The sequence below is a fragment of the Streptacidiphilus neutrinimicus genome, assembly GCF_000787815.1.
GTDB classification, from domain to species: Bacteria; Actinomycetota; Actinomycetes; order Streptomycetales; family Streptomycetaceae; genus Streptacidiphilus; species Streptacidiphilus neutrinimicus.
The window spans coordinates 21,314-39,026 of the sequence record NZ_BBPO01000050.1 but is presented as its reverse complement, the minus strand read 5'-3'; the positions used below and the strand labels follow the sequence as shown (position 1 = coordinate 39,026).

Sequence of the window (17,713 nt, the reverse complement as noted above, 5' to 3'; positions counted from 1 at the left end):
CGATACCATTGCGGCATGACCGCCGTCCAGAACCCCGGTAAGAGCTACTACGTCTCGACGCCGATCTACTACGTCAACGACCGCCCGCACCTCGGTCACGCGTACACCACCGTCGCCGGAGACGTGCTGACCCGCTGGCACCGCCAGCGCGGCGAGCGGGTGTGGTACCTGACCGGGACGGACGAGCACGGCCAGAAGATCATGCGCACCGCCGAGGCGAACGGTGTCTCGCCGCAGGAGTGGTGCGACAAGCTCGTCGAGGAGGCGTGGAAGCCCCTCTGGGAGCACCTGGAGATCGCCAACGACGACTTCATCCGCACCACCGAGGACCGGCACACGGCCCGGGTGCAGGAGTTCGTCCAGGACCTCTACGACAAGGGCGAGATCTACCAGGGCGGGTACGAGGGCCCGTACTGCGTGGGCTGCGAGGAGTACAAGGCCCCCGGCGAGCTGCTGGACGGCGAGGGTGAGTTCGCGGGGCAGAAGATCTGCGCGATCCACAAGAAGCCGGTGGAGATGCTGAAGGAGGAGAACTACTTCTTCAAGCTCTCCGAGTACGGCCCCAAGCTGCTTGAGTTCTACGCCGCCAACCCCGGCTTCATCCAGCCGGAGTCGGCCCGTAACGAGGTCGTCCGCTTCGTCGAGCAGGGCCTGCAGGACCTCTCGATCTCCCGCTCCACCTTCGACTGGGGCGTGCAGATCCCCTGGGACCCGAAGCACGTCATCTACGTGTGGGTCGACGCGCTGCTCAACTACGCGACCGCGGTCGGCTACGGCGCCGACCAGGCCAAGTTCGAGGACACCTTCCCGGCGGACGTGCACCTGGTCGGGAAGGACATCCTCCGCTTCCACGCGGTGATCTGGCCGGCCATGCTGATGGCCAACGGTCTGCCCCTGCCCAAGCGCGTGGTCGCCAACGGCTGGCTGATGGTCGGCGGCGAGAAGATGAGCAAGTCCAACCTGACCGGCATCGCGCCGCAGGACCTGACCGCGCACTTCGGCGTGGACGCCTACCGCTACTACTTCCTGCGCGCGATCCCGTTCGGCACGGACGGCTCGTTCTCGTGGGAGGACTTCTCCGCCCGCTACACCTCCGAGCTCGCCAACGACTTCGGCAACCTCGCCTCGCGCGTGGCGGCGATGGTCGGCAAGTACTACGGCGGGGTCCTGCCGGAGGCGACCGCGTCCGGACCGGCCGAGGCAGCGCTGGCCGAGGGCCTGGCGAGGGCCGTGGCCGAGTCCGACGACAAGATCGGCGAGAGGCTGGACTTCGCGGGGGGCATCGCCGCGATCTTCGACTTCGTCAAGCAGGTCAACGGCTACCTCACTGAGCAGGAGCCGTGGAAGGTCGCCAAGGACGAGTCCCCCGAGGGCCAGGCCCGTCTGGCGACGATCCTCTACGCGGCGGCGGAGTCGCTGCGCGGCGTGGCGATCCTGCTGAACTCGGTCATGCCGCGGGTGTCCGGGCTTCTGTGGGACTCCCTCGGCGCGGAGGCCGCGCTGGGCGCGCTCGGCGACCAGCGGATCTCGGAGGCCGGCCAGTGGGGCCGTCTCCCGGCCGGGGTTACCGTGACCAAGGGCGAGATCCTCTTCCCGCGCCTGGAAGAGAAGAAGGACTAGGCGCCGCACGTCCCCAGGGGCGCGGCAAGCCACTGAGGTGGCGGGCCGCCGAACGCGTGGGGCCATCCGCACCGGGTGGGGCCATCCGCACCGGGTGGTCCTCGCGCGGTTTCGCGCGCCCCTGGGGCGTGCAACCGACTCACCGTCGAAAGGGAACCCGACGTGGCCCGCTCCAAGGGTGACAACAGCACCCCGCCGCCCGTGCCCGAGCCGCTCCGCGTGCCGGTTGCGGACTCGCACACGCACCTGGACATGCAGGACGCGTCCCCCGAGGAGATCCTGGCCAAGGCGGCGTCCGTCGGTGTGGACACGGTCGTCCAGGTCGGGTGCGACATCCCGGGTTCACACTGGGCGGCGGAGACCGCGGCGAAGTACGACAACGTGCACGCAACCGTGGCACTCCACCCGAACGAGGCGCCGCGGATCGTGCTCGGCGACCCGGACGGGTGGAGCGGGCAGCGGCGCGGGCCAGGTGGCATGGCCGCGCTGGAGGCGGCGATCGAGGAGATCGACGCGCTGGCCGCCCTGCCGCAGGTGCGCGGCGTCGGGGAGACGGGCCTGGACTACTTCCGGACCGGTCCCGAAGGCGCGGGGATCCAGCAGGAGTCCTTCCGGCGGCACATCGCGCTGGCGAAGAAGCACGGCAAGGCCCTGGTCATCCACGACCGGGACGCGCACGAGGACGTGCTGCGCATCCTGACCGAGGAGGGCGCGCCCGAGCGCACGGTCTTCCACTGCTACTCCGGTGACGAGGAGATGGCCCGCGTGTGCGCGGAGGCGGGCTACTACCTGTCCTTCGCGGGGCCCGTCACGTTCCCGGCCAACCAGCACCTGCGGGCGGCGCTGGCCGTCACCCCGATGGACCGCATCCTGGTGGAGACCGACGCGCCGTTCCTGACCCCCGCGCCCTTCCGGGGCCGGCCGAACGCGCCGTATCTGATCCCGGTCACGCTGCGCGCGATGGCGCAGGTCAAGGGTGTGGCCGAGGACGAGCTCGCGGCTGCGGTGGCCGCGAACACGGCGCGGGCGTTCGACTACTGACGCCCCCTCGACACCCGCTGCGCCCGCGGGACGCACCGGAAACCACTCTCAGGGGGACGTGACGGTCCTGCGGGGAGGTCGTTGGACAGTCCGCGGTCGAGGGACCGGGCGTGGACGAACGGCCATGTTGGAGCGCGAGTGAACGTTTCTTCCGACACCTCCAGGCGGACGCTGCCGCAGGCGCTGATCCTGGCCCTGCTGGTGGGCGGCACCGGCGCGTTCCTGGTCGAGGAGGCGCAGGGCGCGGAGAGCGATCACGCCACCGAAGCCGCCGACATCCTGCCGGACGGCGCGGTGGCGGACGCCCCCACGGCGGGCGACCCGTCGACGTCCACGAGCGCGGTGGCAAGGGAGGCCCTCGCCGGCGTCGACGGCGCGGTGACCGGCCCGCGCACGGTCGAGACGCTCGTCCTGCCGCACGTTCCAGGAGCGCCCGCGGCCCCCCAGCTGCCGTCGTCGCCCCGGCCCCGGCACGCGAGACCGCGCGTCCGCGCGGCCGAGGAGGTGCGGCCGCCGGAGCTCGACGGTCACGCGGCGAGCCGTGGCCGCCACCGGGCGGCCTCTCCGCTGGTGCACTTCGGGACCGGCGAGATCGACTGGGCGGCGCTGGCGCGCTGCGAGTCCGGCGGCAACCCGCACATCACCGACCCGAGCGGCCGCTACGGCGGGCTCTACCAGTTCGACGCCCACACCTGGCACAGCCTCGGCGGGCACGGCCTGCCCCAGAACGCCTCGGTCGGCGAGCAGACCACCCGCGCCCGCGCCCTCTTCCACGAGCGGGGCCTCTCCCCCTGGCCGGTCTGCGGCACCCGCGCAGAGCACTGACACGCAGAGCACTGACACGCCGAGCACTGACACGCCGAGCAGTGACGCGCCGAGCGAGCTCCGGCGACTCGGTGGGCCCGGGCACGGAGGCGCCGGGTGTGAACCCTCCGGCGAGGGGCGAGCGGCGGCGCGTCGCGCCGGAGGCGGCCCGTATCCTTGCCGGGTGAGCACCACCGATCCCGAGTCCGTCGAGCCTTCCGCCGCGTCGAACGACTCCGCACTGCTGAGCCCCGCAGACGTTCGTGAACTGGCCGGTCGGCTGGGAGTGCGGCCGACCAAGCAGCGCGGGCAGAACTTCGTCATCGACGCGAACACCGTCCGCCGCATCGTGCGCGCGGCGGAGGTACGGCCCGACGACGTGGTCGTGGAGGTGGGGCCCGGCCTCGGCTCGCTGACGCTGGGGCTGCTGGAGGCGGTCGACCGGGTCACCGCCATCGAGATCGACCCGCTGCTCGCCGAGCACCTGCCGACCACCGTCGCCGCCCGCATGCCGGAGAAGGCGGACCGGTTCGCCCTGGTCCACGCGGACGCGATGGCCGTCACCGAGCTGCCCGGCCCGGCGCCGACCGCCCTGGTGGCGAACCTGCCCTACAACGTCGCGGTCCCCGTGCTGCTGCACATGCTGGAGACCTTCCCCACCATCGAGCGCACGCTCGTCATGGTGCAGTCCGAGGTCGCCGACCGGCTGGCCGCGCAGCCGGGCAACAAGGTCTACGGCGTGCCGTCGGTCAAGGCCCAGTGGTACGCGCGCGTCAAGCGCGCGGGGGCGATCGGCCGCAACGTCTTCTGGCCCGCGCCGAACGTCGACTCGGGTCTGGTCTCGCTGGTCCGCCGCGACGAGCCGCTGAAGACGAGCGCCGCGCGCACCGACGTCTTCGCCGTCGTCGACGCGGCGTTCGCGCAGCGCCGCAAGACGCTGCGCGCGGCGCTGGCGGGCTGGGCGGGTAGTCCGGCCGCCGCGGAGACGGCGCTGTCCGCGGCGGGGATCGACCACCGCCTGCGCGGTGAGGCGCTGACGGTGGAGCAGTTCGCCGCGATCGCCGAGAACAAGCCGGAGTCCTCGCCGCAGTCCTGACCCTCCCGCGGGTCCGTCCCACCTCTCGTGTCCCACGCCCGGTCTTCCCGCGCGTCAGCGCACCTCACCCCGTGCACCGCCCCCGTCTCCCAGGAGCCCCCGCCGATGAACGCGTCCGAGTCCGTGCTCGAACCGACGTCCGCGTCCGCGCCCGACGGCGTTACCGTCCGGGTGCCGGCCAAGGTCAACGTGCAGCTGGCGGTGGGCGGTCGGCGCGCCGACGGGTTCCACGCGCTGGCCACGGTCTTCTTCGCCGTGGGTCTGTGGGACACCGTCACGGCGCGCCCGGCCGAGGGCCTCAGCCTGACCGTCGCCGGCCGTGACGCGGACGTCGTGCCGACCGACGAGAGCAACCTGGCCGCCCGCGCGGCGCGGGCGCTCGCCGCCCACCACGGCGTCGAGGCGAACGTCGCCCTGCACATCGACAAGGACATCCCCGTCGCCGGGGGCATGGCGGGCGGCAGTGCCGACGCGGCGGCGGCCCTGCTCGCCTGTGACGCGCTGTGGGGTCTCGGCACGGAGCGCTCGACGCTCTTCGCGCTCGCGGCCGAGCTCGGCAGCGACGTGCCGTTCTCCCTGCACGGAGGGGTCGCGCTCGGCCAGGGGCGCGGCGAGATGCTGACGGTGGTGCCCGTCGGCGGCACGTTCCACTGGGTCTTCGCGGTCGCCGACGGCGGCCTGTCCACGCCCGCCGTCTACGGGGAGTGCGACCGCCTTCGCGAGGAGGCGGCCGGTCCCGGAGGCGCGGACGAGTCGCGCGTCCCCGCGCCCGCCGCCGACCCCGCGCTGCTGGCCGCCCTCGCCTCGGGTGACGCCGCCGCGCTGGGCGCGGCCCTCAGCAACGACCTGCAGCCGGCTGCGCTCTCGCTGCGTCCCGCCCTCGCGGAGACCCTCCGCGTGGGCACCGAGGTGGGCGCGATCGGCGCCCTCGTCTCCGGCTCCGGCCCGACCTGCGCGTTCCTGGCCAAGGATGCCGCCGCGGCTGCGGCGGTCGCCGCCGCCCTCGCCCAGTCCGGCACCTGCCGCGACGTCCGCCGCGCGGAGGGCCCTGTGCCGGGCGCGACCCTGGTCTGAGCCGCCCCGCCTCGCCGCGCCGGGAGATCCCGCCCGGCAGGGGAGATGACGGCCGCTGGGTGAGGTGACGGCCGGTCATATAATCTCCTCCGAGCGCTCAGCGAGGGGGATGCATGGCGATCGAGCTGCCCGGGGAGCTCGTCTGGGTGATGAACCTGCTCGGGCTGAACTGGCCGCAGGTGAACGAGGACAAGGTCCGTGAATTCGGCGGCCATGTGCGGGAGTTCGGACAGAACCTGCAGGCCTCCCACGACGCCGCCAGTCAGACGATCGGTCGGCTCGGGGATGTCTACCAGGCCTCGTCCTACGAGGCGTTGGTCGAGGCCTGGGCGCAGCGGTCCAACAGTCACATGTCCGAGCTGGTGGAGGCGTGTTCGGTGACCGCCGACGCGCTGGAGCTGGCGGCCGACGGGATCGTGGCGATGAAGACCGCGGTCATCACCGAACTCGGGATCATGGCAGCCGAGTTCGTCGCGGACCAAGCGGCGGCCGTGGTGACGCTGGGCGCGGCGGAGGCTGCGGAGGCGTTGCTGGTCGAGGCGACGAAGAAGATCGTCAACGCGCTGATCCAGACCGCGGAGCAGGAGTTGATCGGCGCCCTCATCAACCAGGCGGTGGGACCCCTGGAGCAGGTGGTCGAGCGGGCGCTGAGCGGCCTCGTCTTCCAGGGGCTCCAGGCCGCGCTCGGCGCACCCGACCCCGGCGACATGGGCGGTGGCGGCGCGGGCGACGGGTTCCACGTCCAGCCGGACGAGATGATGCGCCACGCCGTCTTGATGCACGGCCACGCCGAGGAGGTCCAGGGGCACGGGGCGCGATTCGCCGCCGTGGCGCAGGGGGTGTCGTTCTCGTGACGCATCCCATCGCCAAGGCCCTGGAGGAGGCGGCTGCCCGCGTCGGCCGCAGTCTCAGCCACGACGCCGCCGAGGCGGTCGCGGACATGTACCACTCGGTCGGCCACGGCACCGAGCAGGTCGTCAAGAACATCGCGGACGCCGATGCCCGACACGCTCACGAACTGGTCAGCCTGGCCGAGAAGATAGCCAAGAACGATGGCAAGACCGGCCGTGGCGCCCGCAAGCGGATCAGGACCCAGGCGGCCGCGCGTTCGAAGATCGACGCGGCGCTCGGCGGGCAGCGGGACTACGACGTCGAACTCGTCGTCGACGCCTCCAAGTACCCCGAATCCGCCCTGCACATCCAGGAGGCGCAGAGCGGGATCACGCATCACGGCCCCGACGTGCCGCTCACGGGCAGCCCCCACCCTTCGGTGCTGGACATCGACCGGGCGGGCGCGGACGACCGCCGGACCGCGTCCCTGGCCGGGATCCCCACCAGGCCGCCGGACGACCGCGACGAGTATCCGCCCGCCATGTTCAAACAGGGCGGGGCCGGCGCCAGCGTGAAGTACATTCCGGACAGCGACAACCGCGGTTCCGGTTCGGCCATGGGCAGCGCACTGAACAGCCTGCCGGACGGCACCAGAGTCAAGATCACGATCAGATAGCGGACGGACGGCGGAACGAGGGAGCACGTTGGCCACGAAAGAAGAGGCCGAAGTCCTGGCGTCCCGGGCGCGGCAGGGCCGGTTCCTCGAGGTCCTGCCGGAACTGCTGGACGTCGCCCGGGAGGACGGCGATCCCGACGCGAGGCTCACGGCCGCCGCGGCGGCGATCCTGATCCTGCTGTGGTCGGACCGCTTCGGCGAGGCCGGCCGACTGGCGGAGGAACTGATCGCCCGTGACGGGCCGTCGGGTGGCCACCTGTGCGACCAGACGATGCCCTTTCTCTACGCCTTCTACGGCGCCGACCTCCACGACGGGACGCCGGCCGCCCCGCGGCTGCTCGCCGCGGCCGCCGCCGTCCCCGAGGGCCGGGTGCTGAACCGCACCTTCCGGCAGGCGGCGGAGCGGCTCGCCTCCGGCAGGACCGTGCGGGACGACCTGGAGGCCTACTACGACTGGGGCGCACCGGTCGGCGCGAACACCAGGGTCATCGGGGCGGACCTGCTCGGGCGCGATCCGGTGGAGCTCGACGCACGGCAACGGCGCACCTTCTGGTCCGCACTGCACCAGACACGGGACCTCTCCCGGGCCCGGGAGGCCTATCGGGCTCTCGGCGAGATCCCCCAGGACCTCAACCTGGCGATCTGGCTCGCCGGCGCCTTCGCCGTGGCCGGCGAGGTTCCCGAGGGCGAGGCCGTGCTGCTCGCCGCGCACGCCGTGTACTGGCCGCTCATGCAGTGGGACGTGCTGCCCGCCGCCCTGGTGCTGCTCCCCACGCTGCGGCCGGTGATGACGGATAGGGTGCGTGAGTACTACCTGAACCGTCCGATCGGCCCCGAGGCGCAACGCCAGGACTGAAGGCGAACGAGAACAGGACCCGAGGATGACTGACACGACCGGATCGAACGCGCTGGAGACCCTGCTCGGCCGGGCCCGGGGCCCGATGGGTCCGTCCATCGAACTCGACTTCGGCACCGGGAGCGGTCCGCTGGCCGAGCTCGGCGCCCTGCTGTCGCGCATCAACGGATTCTTCCTGTTCAACGCGGGTGTCCAGGTCTTCCGGGCGGGTGAGGAGGGCCTCGGCCACGACCTGCTGGCGTGGAACGGCGAGAACACCTGGAAGGACACCTACGACGGGCTGGCCGACGACCTGTTCTGCTTCGCCCAGGACATCTTCGGCACCCAGTTCGCCATCGTCGAGGGTCGTGAGGTGGTTCGCTTCGACCCGGAGACGGCCCAGGACGAGCTGCTCGGCGAGAGCCTCGAGGACTGGGCCGCCTGGCTCCTGGCCGACCCGGACGTGAACGGCGCGGCTTCGTTCGCCTACGCCTACCAGCAGGAGAAGGGCGCGCTCGACCCCTCGGAGCGCCTGGTCCCGCGGACGTTCTTCGTCGGCGGCGGCGGCTACGACTTCGACAACTTCGTCGCGTACGACGCGGTGACCGCGATGCGGATCCGCGGTCCGATCGCGCAGCAGGTGCACGAGCTGCCGGACGGGGCGACGCTCCGGCTCCGCATCGAGTAGCCGAGCGCGAGGGGCTGGTCGTACGGACGGGTACCCCGGAACTGGGCCCGCGTGCGGTCACCGTCTCCCTCACCGACGCCGGGCACGCCCTGGTCGAGCGGTGGGTGGACGCGGTGCTCGGCCGGGAGGCCGAACTGGTCGCCGGTCTCGGTCCGGAGCAGCGGGAGGCGCTCGCGGGACTGCTCGAGCTGCTGCTCGGTGATCTCCAGAGCCGGAACGGCGGGCGGGGCTGAGCGGTCGGCCCACTACCCTGGTAGGTCGGCACCTCATCCGAGCCCCCGCAGGAGCGCAGCATCCGTGGCAGTCAACCTCGTCACCGTCGAAGGCGTCAGCAAGATCTTCGGCACCCGAGCCGTGCTCGACGGCGTGTCCGTCGGCGTCAGCGAGGGCGACCGGATCGGCGTCGTCGGCCGCAACGGCGACGGCAAGACCACGCTGACCCAGATCATGGCCAAGCAGGAGGAGCCCGACGGCGGTCGCGTCACCCATGTGACGGGCCTGGCGATCGGCGTGCTGGCCCAGGGCGACGCGCTCGACCCGAAGGCCACCATCCGCCACGAGGTCGTCGGCGACAAGGCCGACCACGAGTGGGCGGGCGACGCCAGGATCCGCGACGTGCTCACCGGCCTCTTCGACGGCCTGGACCTCTCCGGCTTCCCGCAGGGTCTCGACACCGTCATCGGCCCGCTCTCCGGTGGCGAGCGCCGTCGCATCGCGCTGGCCAAGCTGCTGATCGAGGACCACGACCTGCTGGTCCTGGACGAGCCCACCAACCACCTCGACGTCGAGGGCATCGCCTGGCTCGCCGGTCACCTGCAGGCGCGCCGCAGCGCGCTCGTCGTCGTCACCCACGACCGCTGGTTCCTCGACCAGGTCTGCACCCGCATGTGGGACGTGCAGGCCGGCGACGTCCATGAGTACGAGGGCGGCTACTCCGACTACGTCTTCGCGCGCGCCGAGCGGGCCCGCATCGCCGCGACGGAGGAGACCAAGCGCCAGAACCTGGTCCGCAAGGAGCTGGCCTGGCTGCGGCGGGGCGCGCCTGCCCGCACCTCCAAGCCGCGGTTCCGTGTCGAGGCCGCCAACGAGCTGATCGCGGACGTGCCGCCGCCGCGCGACAAGGTCGAGCTGATGAAGTTCGCCAACTCGCGGCTGGGCAAGACCGTCTTCGACCTGGAGGACGTGACCGTCCAGGCCGGTGACAAGCTGCTGCTGGAACATCTCACCTGGCAGCTCGGCCCCGGCGACCGCATCGGCCTCGTGGGCGTCAACGGCGCCGGCAAGACCTCCCTGATGCGCGCGATGCAGACCGCCTGGGCGAGCGACGGCGAGAAGCAGCCGTCCGCCGGCAAGGTCGTCGTCGGCAAGACCGTAAAGCTCGCCTACCTCTCCCAGGAGGTCGCCGAGCTCCCCGGCACGCTGCGCGTGCTGGAGGCCGTGGAGCAGGTGCGCGGGCGCGTCGACCTCGGCAAGGGCCGTGAACTGTCCGCGAGCCAGCTCTGCGAGACGTTCGGGTTCACCAAGGAGAAGCAGTGGACGCCGGTCGCCGACCTCTCCGGCGGTGAGCGCCGCCGCCTGCAGCTGCTGCGTCTGCTGATGGACGAGCCCAACGTCCTGTTCATGGACGAGCCCACCAACGACCTCGACATCGAGACCCTCAACCAGCTGGAGGATCTCCTCGACGGTTGGCCGGGCTCCCTCGTCGTCATCTCCCACGACCGCTTCTTCATCGAGCGGACCACGGACACGGTGTGGGCGCTGCTCGGCGACCGCCGCCTGCGCATGCTGCCGCGCGGCATCGACGAGTACCTCGAGCGCCGCGCGGCGCTCGTCGAGGCGACGACGCCGGCCCCGGCCCCGAAGAAGACCGGCGGCGACACCCGCGCGGCCAAGAAGGAGCTCCAGCGCATCGAGCGCCAGCTCGCCAAGCTGGAGGAGAAGGAGACCAAGCTCCACGCCCAGATGGCCGAGCACGCCGCGGACTTCGGCAAGATCGCCGAACTGGACGCCCAGCTGCGCGCGGTCAAGGACGAGCGCGACGAGCTGGAGATGCAGTGGCTGGAGCTCGCCGAGGACGCGTGAGCGTCCGCGTCCGCATCAGCGCTCTCGTCTCACCCGCGGGTGAAGCTGGGTGGGAGCCCGAGCATCTCCCCGGCGAGGTCCTGGAGGTTCACCGTTGCTCCCCCGGGTACCGGAGGGAGCCAGGGGGAGGCGCAGGCACGGCACCGGAAAGGTCCGGCGGAGTGGGGTTGTGCGGGACGCCGCCGGCCGACCTCAGGTCCAGCGAGTGGGCGACGGCCTGGGTCCAGGTTGCTCAGTTCGGCCTCCACGTTCGGAGTGATCAGCAAACGGACGGTGGGCCGAAGCCGCGCCCAACTCGCCGCGCGCGTCGGCCATTGCGTGGAGAGCCTGCCCGAGGTCGCGGGCAAGGTTCTGCAAGGCCTGGACGTCGACCTCGAACCCCGTCGCCATCGTCCCCCCTCGGTTCGTCCGGTTCGTCGGGGTATTGAAGTGTACACATCTGCGTTGTCGCAGGTCGGAGGGGTGCTGATCATCGAACGTGTAGGCCGGTGACGATCGACGGGCCGTCAGCCCGGACGGCGATCCCGGGTCGGTGGCCCCGCTGCGGGGCGCAGAAGATCACGGATTTCCCATCCGGTCGCTGACCAGGTATGGTCTTCCTCGTTCGCCCCTATAGCTCAGTCGGTAGAGCGTCTCCATGGTAAGGAGAAGGTCTGCGGTTCGATTCCGCATGGGGGCTCGCCGGAAAGGCCCGTGTCCGATCATCGGACGCGGGCCTTCGGCGTTTTCGCGGGAGTTCCCCAAATGATCCCCCGAACGAGGGCTGCGCTGTAGCGGTCCGCAGGCAGAATGCGTTGTGATGGTTCGTCACGCATCGTGCCAGGGGAGGGCGGAGGGCGCTGTGGGCGTTCGGCTCGTGGTCGTGGACGACCACCGGTTACTCGCGGAGGCGCTGGCGGCCGCCCTGCAGCTGCGTGGACATCGGGTGCTCGCGGTCGGGACGCCGACCGGGGTCGCCGCGGATCTCGTGGTGAGCCGGCGGCCGGAGGCGTGTCTGCTGGGGGTGGCGCGGCCGGAGGACGGCGCGGCGTTCGACGCGATCCGGCGGATCCGGCGGGAGCGGCCGGAGGTCTCGGTCGTGGTGATGGGCAATGTGGACCACCTCGCGGGGGTGGCTGCGGCGTTCGCCGCCGGGGCGGCCGGGTACGTGCGGCAGGACGAGCGCATCGAGGTCGTGGAGCGCGCGCTCGGACGTGTCCGCGCGGGAGAGGCGGCGGTCTCGCCCGAGCTGCTGCGCGCCTCGTTCGACCACCTGCTGCGGCCGGCGGCCGAGCCGGACGACGAGGCGCTGCGCCTGTTGCGACTGCTGACCCGGCGCGAGGCCGAGGTGCTGGCGCGGATCGCCGACGGGCAGGACACCCAGGAGATCGCCGAGGGCATGCGCATCGCGCCCAGCACCGCGCGCACGCATGTCCAGCGCGTGCTGGTGAAACTCGGGGCGCGCACGCGCCTGGAGGCCGCGGCCGTCGCGGCCCGGACCGGCCTGCTGGAGCAGGTGGGGCGCGCCGCCGACTGAGGCGGCCGCGGAGCGGCGGCGTCGAATCCGACGCTGAAACCGAACACGTCCGCACAGCTTTCTCCAATTCGCGAAGGCTCGACGATGCCTGCTGCTCAGTTGTGCCATGAGGCTCATGCAGGACTGTTGACTGCTGCTTATTTATGTTCGATTATGTTGAACCGAGCGAGCGTGAACGTCTGCGAGCGAGGCCGACCTTGGAGATCCCCGTAGTGAAGAAGACCAGCACGCGACTGGCCGACGGCCGTGAGTTGATCTACTACGACTCCCGTGACGACGCCGTCCGCAGCGCCCAGGACCTGAGGCCGCTGCCCCCCACCGAGACCCTCTCCGAACTGCGCCACGACCCCGTGCTCGACGAGTGGGTGGTGGTCGCCGCGCACCGCCAGGGCCGGACCTACCACCCGTCGGCGGAAGCGTGCCCGCTCTGCCCCTCCGGGGACGGACGGCTGAGCGAGATCCCCGAATCCGACTACGAGGTGGTCGTCTTCGAGAACCGCTTCCCCTCACTCGCCGCCCACCCGCACCCCGAGCAGGTGCGGGCGACCCCGCCGGACACGATCCGCCCCGCCGCCGGGCGGTGCGAGGTGGTCTGCTTCACCCCCGTCCACGACGCGTCCTTCGCCGACCTCGGACCGCGTCAGGTCGGCACCGTGCTGGAGGCCTGGACGGACCGCACCGCGGAGCTGTCCACGCTGCCCGACGTCGAGCAGGTCTTCTGCTTCGAGAACCGCGGGGTGGAGATCGGCGTCACCCTGGAACACCCGCACGGCCAGATCTACGCCTATCCGTTCGTCACGCCGCGCACCGAGCGGATGATCGCCGCGGCCGTCGCGCACCGCGCCCGCACCGGCCGGAATCTCTTCGAGGACCGGCTGGCGGCGGAGCGTCGCAGCGGCGAGCGGGTCGTCCTGTCCGGCGAGCACTGGACCGCGTTCGTGCCCTTCGCCGCCCACTGGCCCTATGAAGTGCACGTGTATCCCCACCGCCGGGTCAGCGACCTGCCCGCCCTCGACGACGCCGAGCGCGAGGAGTTCGCCCACCTCTACCTCGACCTGTTGCGGCGCTTCGACCTGCTGTTCACGCCGGACCCGTTCACATCCGACGAGGCCGTGAACGCCGTCAACAAGGCGCCCAACCGGACGCCGTACATCGCCGCCTGGCACCAGGCCCCGGTGCGTCGCGGCCCGGGCGGCGTCGCGGGCGCCGAGGAGCTGGCGCTCCACATGGAGCTCTTCACCATCCGTCGTACCGTAGGGAAGCTCAAGTTCCTGGCCGGTTCGGAGTCCGGCATGGACGTGTTCATCAACGACGTCGCGCCCGAGTACGCAGCGCGACGCCTGCGGGAGGTCAAGGCATGAGTCAGTACCTGGTCACCGGCGGCGCCGGCTACGTCGGCGGGGTCGTCGCGGCGCACCTGCTCGAGGCGGGTCACCAGGTCGTCGTCCTCGACGACCTGTCGACGGGCTTCCGCGAGTCGGTGCCGGCGGGGGCGACCTTCGTGCAGGGCCGGGTCCAGGATGCCGCCGAGGTGCTGGACGGCTCCTTCGACGGCGTGCTGCACTTCGCGGCCAGCTCCCAGGTCGGCGAGTCCGTGGTGGACCCGGAGAAGTACTGGCGCAACAACGTGTCCGGCTCGCTGGAGCTGCTGACCGCGATGCGCGGGGCGGGCGTGCGCCGCCTGGTCTTCTCCTCGACCGCCGCCGTCTACGGCGAGCCGGAGCGGGCGCCGATCCTGGAGACCGCCCCGACCAGCCCGACCAACCCCTACGGCGCGAGCAAGCTCGCCGTCGACCACATGATCACCAGTGAGGCGGACGCCCACGGCCTGGCCGCGGTCTCGCTGCGTTACTTCAACGTGGCGGGCGCCTACGGCCGCCAGGGCGAGCGGCACGACCCCGAGACGCACCTGATCCCGCTGGTCATCCAGGCGGCGCTGGGCCGCCGCCCGCACATCTCCGTCTTCGGCGAGGACTACCCGACCCCCGACGGCACCTGCGTGCGCGACTACATCCACGTCGCCGACCTGGCCGAGGCCCACCTGCTCGCCCTCGACGCCGCGGCGCCGGGCCGGCACCTGATCTGCAACCTCGGCAACGGCAACGGCTTCTCGGTGCGGGAGGTCATCGAGGCCGTGCGCCGGGTGACGGGCCGTGAGATCAAGGCCGTCGCCGCCGAGCGCCGCCCCGGCGACCCGGCCGTGCTCGTGGCCTCCGCCGACCGCGCCCGGGAGACCCTCGGCTGGCGTCCGCGCCGCGCCGACCTGGACGGCATCGTCGCCGACGCCTGGGAGTTCGCCCTCTCCCTGGCGGGCGAGAGTGTGCCCACCGCGCCGTAGCACGTCCGACCCTGTCCGCGTCCTGGCCGCGCTGCCGCCCAGGCCCTGCCGATGCGCGGTGCCCGGTGCCCGGTGCGCGGACAGAACCCGAAACGGAGGAGAGCCCACCCGTGAACGAGCCGCACGCTGCCGTGGTCGCCGAGGAGTTCGTCGCACTGTACGGGCGGGAGCCCGAGGGCGTGTGGCAGGCCCCGGGACGCATCAACCTGATCGGCGAGCACACCGACTACAACGACGGCTTCGTGCTGCCGGTGGCCCTGCCGCACGCGGCCCGCGTCGCCGTGGCCCGACGCGACGACGGTGTGGTGCGCGTGCACAGTTCACAGGGCGCGGGCGCCGTCGTCGAGTTCACGGTGGACTCTCTCGCGCCGGGTTCCGTCGCGGGCTGGGCCGCCTACCCCGCGGGCGCGCTGTGGGTGCTGCGCGAGGACGGGCACGCCCTGCCCGGCATCGATCTGCACCTCGACAGCGACGTGCCGTTCGGGGCCGGGCTCTCCTCCTCGGCCGCGCTGCAGTGCGCGGTGCTGCTGGCCCTCGACGACCTGCTCGGGCTCGGCGTCGCACGGCCCCGCCTGGCCCGGCTCGCCCAGCGAGCGGAGAACGACTACGTCGGCGCGCCCGTCGGCGTGATGGACCAGACGGCCTCCCTCTGCTGCGCCGAGGGCGCCGCGCTCTTCCTGGACACCCGGGACATGGCCCAGCGCCAGGTCCCGCTGGATCTGGCCGCCGCCGGGCTGGTGCTGCTCGTCGTCGACACGCGCGTCGAGCACGGGCACGCCGACGGCGCCTACCGGCAGCGCAGGGAGGGCTGCGAGCGCTCCGCCGACCTGCTGGGCGTCAAGGCGCTGCGCGATGTGGAGGCCTCCGGCGGCGCGGAGCTGGACGCGCTGCTCGCGCGGCTTCCCGGGGAGGAGCTGCGCCGACTCGCCCGCCACGTCGTGACCGAGAACGCGCGGGTGCTGGAGGCCGTCCGGCTCCTCGACGAAGGCCGGCTTCGCGCCCTCGGCCCCGTCCTGACGGCCGGCCACGCCTCGCAGCGCGACGACTTCGCGATCTCCTGCCCGCAGTCCGACACCGCCGTCGACACCGCGCTCGTGGCCGGCGCCCTCGGTGCGCGGCAGACGGGCGGTGGCTTCGGCGGCTGTGTGATCGTGCTGACCGAGCCGGCGCGGGTACCCGGCATCACCGCGGCCATCGCGGCCGCCTACGCTGCTCGGGACGGCTGGAACGCCCCGGCGTTCTTCACCGCGACCCCTGCGCCGGGCGCGCGACGCCTGCGTTAGCCGAGCCTGCGCAAGGTGTGCCGAGGGGCGCGCCGGGTCGAGCTACACATAAGCCAGGCTTATGGGGTCATAAAGCAGGACTGACTACTGTGGCAGGCTGGCGGAGGTGAGGGTTGCCTTACCGGGCACCCTCGCCGCCTCCCGTTCGTCCTCGCCCAGTCGTCCTGTCGCTCCAAGGAGTCCTCCGTCATGACACGCACTCTCCGGGTCGCCGTCGTCGGGTCCGGTCCCGCCGGCATCTACGCCGCCGACGCCCTGCTCAAGTCGGACGTGGCGCAGGACCCGGGTGTGTCCATCGACATCTTCGAGCGCATGCCGGCCCCGTTCGGCCTGATCCGCTACGGCGTCGCCCCCGACCACCCGCGGATCAAGGGCATCATCACCGCTCTGCACCAGGTGATGGACAAGCCGCAGATCCGCCTCTTCGGCAACGTCGACTACCCGAACGACCTCACCCTCGACGAGCTGCACCAGTTCTACGACGCGGTGATCTTCGCGACCGGCGCCAACGCCGACCGTGACCTGGACATCCCCGGCATCGAGCTGGACGGCTCCTACGGCGCGGCCGACTTCGTGTTCTGGTACGACGGCCACCCGGACGTCCCGCGCAGCTGGCCGCTCACGGCCGAGAAGGTCGCCGTGCTGGGCGTCGGCAACGTCGCCCTGGACGTCGCCCGCATCCTGGCGAAGACGGCGGACGAGCTGCTCCCGACGGAGATTCCGGCCAACGTTCATGAGGGCCTGCGGCAGAACGCCGCGAAGGAGATCCACGTCTTCGGCCGTCGCGGTCCGGCGCAGGCGAAGTTCAGCCCGATGGAGCTGCGCGAGCTCGACCACTCGCCGAACATCGAGGTCATCGTCGACCCGGAGGACATCGACTACGACGAGGGCTCGATCGCGACCCGGCGCGGCAACAAGCAGGCCGACATGGTCGCCTCCACGCTGGAGAACTGGGCCATCCGCGACGCCGGCACCCGCCCCCACCGGCTCTACCTGCACTTCTTCGAGTCCCCCGTGGAGGTGCTCGGCGAGGACGGCCGAGTCGTCGGCCTGCGGACCGAGCGCACCGAGCTGGACGGCAGCGGGAACGTCCGCGGCACGGGGCGGTTCAAGGAGTGGGACCTCCAGTCCGTCTACCGGGCGGTCGGGTACTACTCCGAGGAGCTCGCCAAGCTCCCGTTCGACCCGGACTCCGGCACGGTCCCGCACGACGCGGGCCGGGTCGAGCCGGGTACGTACGTGACGGGCTGGATCAAGCGCGGTCCCGTCGGCCTGATCGGCCACACCAAGGGCGACGCGAACGAGACCGTGGCCTCCCTGCTGTCCGACCACGTCGCAGGCGAGCTGACGCCCGCCTCGCGCCCGGAGCCGGAGGCGGTGGACGCGTTCCTGGAGGAGCGAGGCGTCCGCTTCACCACGTGGGAGGGCTGGCAGCGCCTGGACGCGCGCGAGCGCGAGCTCGGCGCCGCGGAGGGCCGTGAGCGGATCAAGATCGTCCCCCGCGAGGAGATGCTCGACGCCTCGGGCGCGTAGCGCTTCGTCGCGCCCACCGACCCGCCGGCCGCTGACCAGGGCTGTCAGCCCGCCGCGGGGTGGCGGTCCGCCCGGCCCGCGAGCCGCGACGCTCCGGGCGGAGCCCCGTGCCCCGCCGCTACCGCCTCCCCGTGAGCATCGGTGACCGCACTCGTTCGAGTGATAACGCCGCGTCATCGAGGGCGCGACCCTACGCTGGGTGCTGGAGGAGGCGGTGCCGCATCGGGGGGAGGCCGGGGGGAGTGGGTGTGGGGCGGATCAGGGTGCTGGTGGCCGACGGTCACCGGATCTTCGCG

Annotated in this window: 16 protein-coding genes and 1 tRNA gene; all 17 read left to right on the top strand. The window is 72.1% G+C overall.

The genetic code is table 11. From position 1 onward, the window contains the following. Positions 1–15 precede the first annotated feature (15 nt). A complete protein-coding gene (gene metG / locus TR48_RS27050) occupies positions 16–1,620 on the top strand; it encodes a methionine--tRNA ligase (RefSeq protein WP_042372015.1) in 1,605 nt (534 codons plus the stop codon). 162 nt (positions 1,621–1,782) lie between these two features. Then, positions 1,783–2,661, top strand: a complete 879-nt coding sequence (locus tag TR48_RS27045) for a TatD family hydrolase (RefSeq protein ID WP_042372013.1) — start codon at positions 1,783–1,785, stop codon at positions 2,659–2,661. 138 nt (positions 2,662–2,799) lie between these two features. Continuing rightward, positions 2,800–3,486, top strand: a complete 687-nt coding sequence (locus TR48_RS46865) for a transglycosylase family protein (protein WP_042372010.1) — start codon at positions 2,800–2,802, stop codon at positions 3,484–3,486. A 163-nt stretch (positions 3,487–3,649) separates the two neighbouring features. Beyond that, the gene (rsmA, locus tag TR48_RS27035) at positions 3,650–4,561 is read left to right on the top strand and encodes a 16S rRNA (adenine(1518)-N(6)/adenine(1519)-N(6))-dimethyltransferase RsmA (RefSeq protein ID WP_084729794.1); all 912 of its coding nucleotides are present in this window, start codon (positions 3,650–3,652) and stop codon (positions 4,559–4,561) included. 105 nt (positions 4,562–4,666) lie between these two features. Then, a complete protein-coding gene (locus TR48_RS27030; RefSeq protein ID WP_042372008.1) occupies positions 4,667–5,635 on the top strand; it encodes a 4-(cytidine 5'-diphospho)-2-C-methyl-D-erythritol kinase in 969 nt (322 codons plus the stop codon). 113 nt (positions 5,636–5,748) lie between these two features. Then, entirely contained in the window at positions 5,749–6,489 is a 741-nt protein-coding gene (locus TR48_RS27025; RefSeq protein WP_042372006.1) for a WXG100-like domain-containing protein, read from the top strand. Continuing rightward, on the top strand, positions 6,486–7,142 hold the full coding sequence (locus TR48_RS27020; RefSeq protein ID WP_042372003.1) for a NucA/NucB deoxyribonuclease domain-containing protein: 657 nt from the start codon (positions 6,486–6,488) through the stop codon (positions 7,140–7,142). Before TR48_RS27025 ends, TR48_RS27020 begins: the two co-directional genes overlap by 4 nt. 28 nt (positions 7,143–7,170) lie before the next feature. Then, a complete protein-coding gene (locus TR48_RS27015) occupies positions 7,171–7,998 on the top strand; it encodes a hypothetical protein (RefSeq protein WP_042372001.1) in 828 nt (275 codons plus the stop codon). A gap of 25 nt (positions 7,999–8,023) precedes the next feature. Then, positions 8,024–8,665, top strand: a complete 642-nt coding sequence (locus tag TR48_RS27010; protein ID WP_236652349.1) for a DUF2625 family protein — start codon at positions 8,024–8,026, stop codon at positions 8,663–8,665. 104 nt (positions 8,666–8,769) lie between these two features. Further along, on the top strand, positions 8,770–8,898 hold the full coding sequence (locus TR48_RS46660) for a hypothetical protein (protein ID WP_369405617.1): 129 nt from the start codon (positions 8,770–8,772) through the stop codon (positions 8,896–8,898). A 64-nt stretch (positions 8,899–8,962) separates the two neighbouring features. Further along, positions 8,963–10,747 carry an ABC-F family ATP-binding cassette domain-containing protein gene (locus TR48_RS27000; protein WP_042371999.1) on the top strand — a complete coding sequence of 595 codons (1,785 nt, stop codon included), beginning with the start codon at positions 8,963–8,965 and terminating at the stop codon, positions 10,745–10,747. A 606-nt stretch (positions 10,748–11,353) separates the two neighbouring features. Next, positions 11,354–11,426 (top strand) — tRNA-Thr (locus tag TR48_RS26995). A gap of 162 nt (positions 11,427–11,588) precedes the next feature. Beyond that, a complete protein-coding gene (locus tag TR48_RS26990; protein ID WP_042371997.1) occupies positions 11,589–12,263 on the top strand; it encodes a LuxR C-terminal-related transcriptional regulator in 675 nt (224 codons plus the stop codon). A 212-nt stretch (positions 12,264–12,475) separates the two neighbouring features. Then, complete coding sequence (galT, locus tag TR48_RS26985; protein WP_042371995.1) at positions 12,476–13,624, top strand: galactose-1-phosphate uridylyltransferase; 1,149 nt, start codon at positions 12,476–12,478, stop codon at positions 13,622–13,624. Continuing rightward, positions 13,621–14,601 carry a UDP-glucose 4-epimerase GalE gene (gene galE / locus TR48_RS26980; RefSeq protein WP_042371993.1) on the top strand — a complete coding sequence of 327 codons (981 nt, stop codon included), beginning with the start codon at positions 13,621–13,623 and terminating at the stop codon, positions 14,599–14,601. The genes galT and galE overlap by 4 nt, the downstream gene beginning before the upstream one ends. Positions 14,602–14,711: 110 nt before the next feature. After that, positions 14,712–15,884 carry a galactokinase gene (galK, locus tag TR48_RS26975; RefSeq protein WP_042371991.1) on the top strand — a complete coding sequence of 391 codons (1,173 nt, stop codon included), beginning with the start codon at positions 14,712–14,714 and terminating at the stop codon, positions 15,882–15,884. Between the two features lie 189 nt (positions 15,885–16,073). Beyond that, positions 16,074–17,417: an FAD-dependent oxidoreductase gene (locus tag TR48_RS26970; RefSeq protein WP_042371990.1), complete on the top strand. Its 1,344-nt coding sequence runs from the start codon at positions 16,074–16,076 to the stop codon at positions 17,415–17,417. Positions 17,418–17,713 lie beyond the last annotated feature (296 nt).

Excerpts from the sequence above, each read along its gene's own strand:
- metG (WP_042372015.1), top strand. The coding sequence starts at position 16 with ATGACCGCCGTCCAGAACCCCGGTAAGAGCTACTACGTCTCGACGCCG.
- TR48_RS27030 (WP_042372008.1), top strand. The coding sequence starts at position 4,667 with ATGAACGCGTCCGAGTCCGTGCTCGAACCGACGTCCGCGTCCGCGCCC.
- TR48_RS27025 (WP_042372006.1), top strand. The coding sequence starts at position 5,749 with ATGGCGATCGAGCTGCCCGGGGAGCTCGTCTGGGTGATGAACCTGCTC.
- TR48_RS27010 (WP_236652349.1), top strand. The coding sequence starts at position 8,024 with ATGACTGACACGACCGGATCGAACGCGCTGGAGACCCTGCTCGGCCGG.
- galE (WP_042371993.1), top strand. The coding sequence starts at position 13,621 with ATGAGTCAGTACCTGGTCACCGGCGGCGCCGGCTACGTCGGCGGGGTC.
- TR48_RS26970 (WP_042371990.1), top strand. The coding sequence starts at position 16,074 with ATGACACGCACTCTCCGGGTCGCCGTCGTCGGGTCCGGTCCCGCCGGC.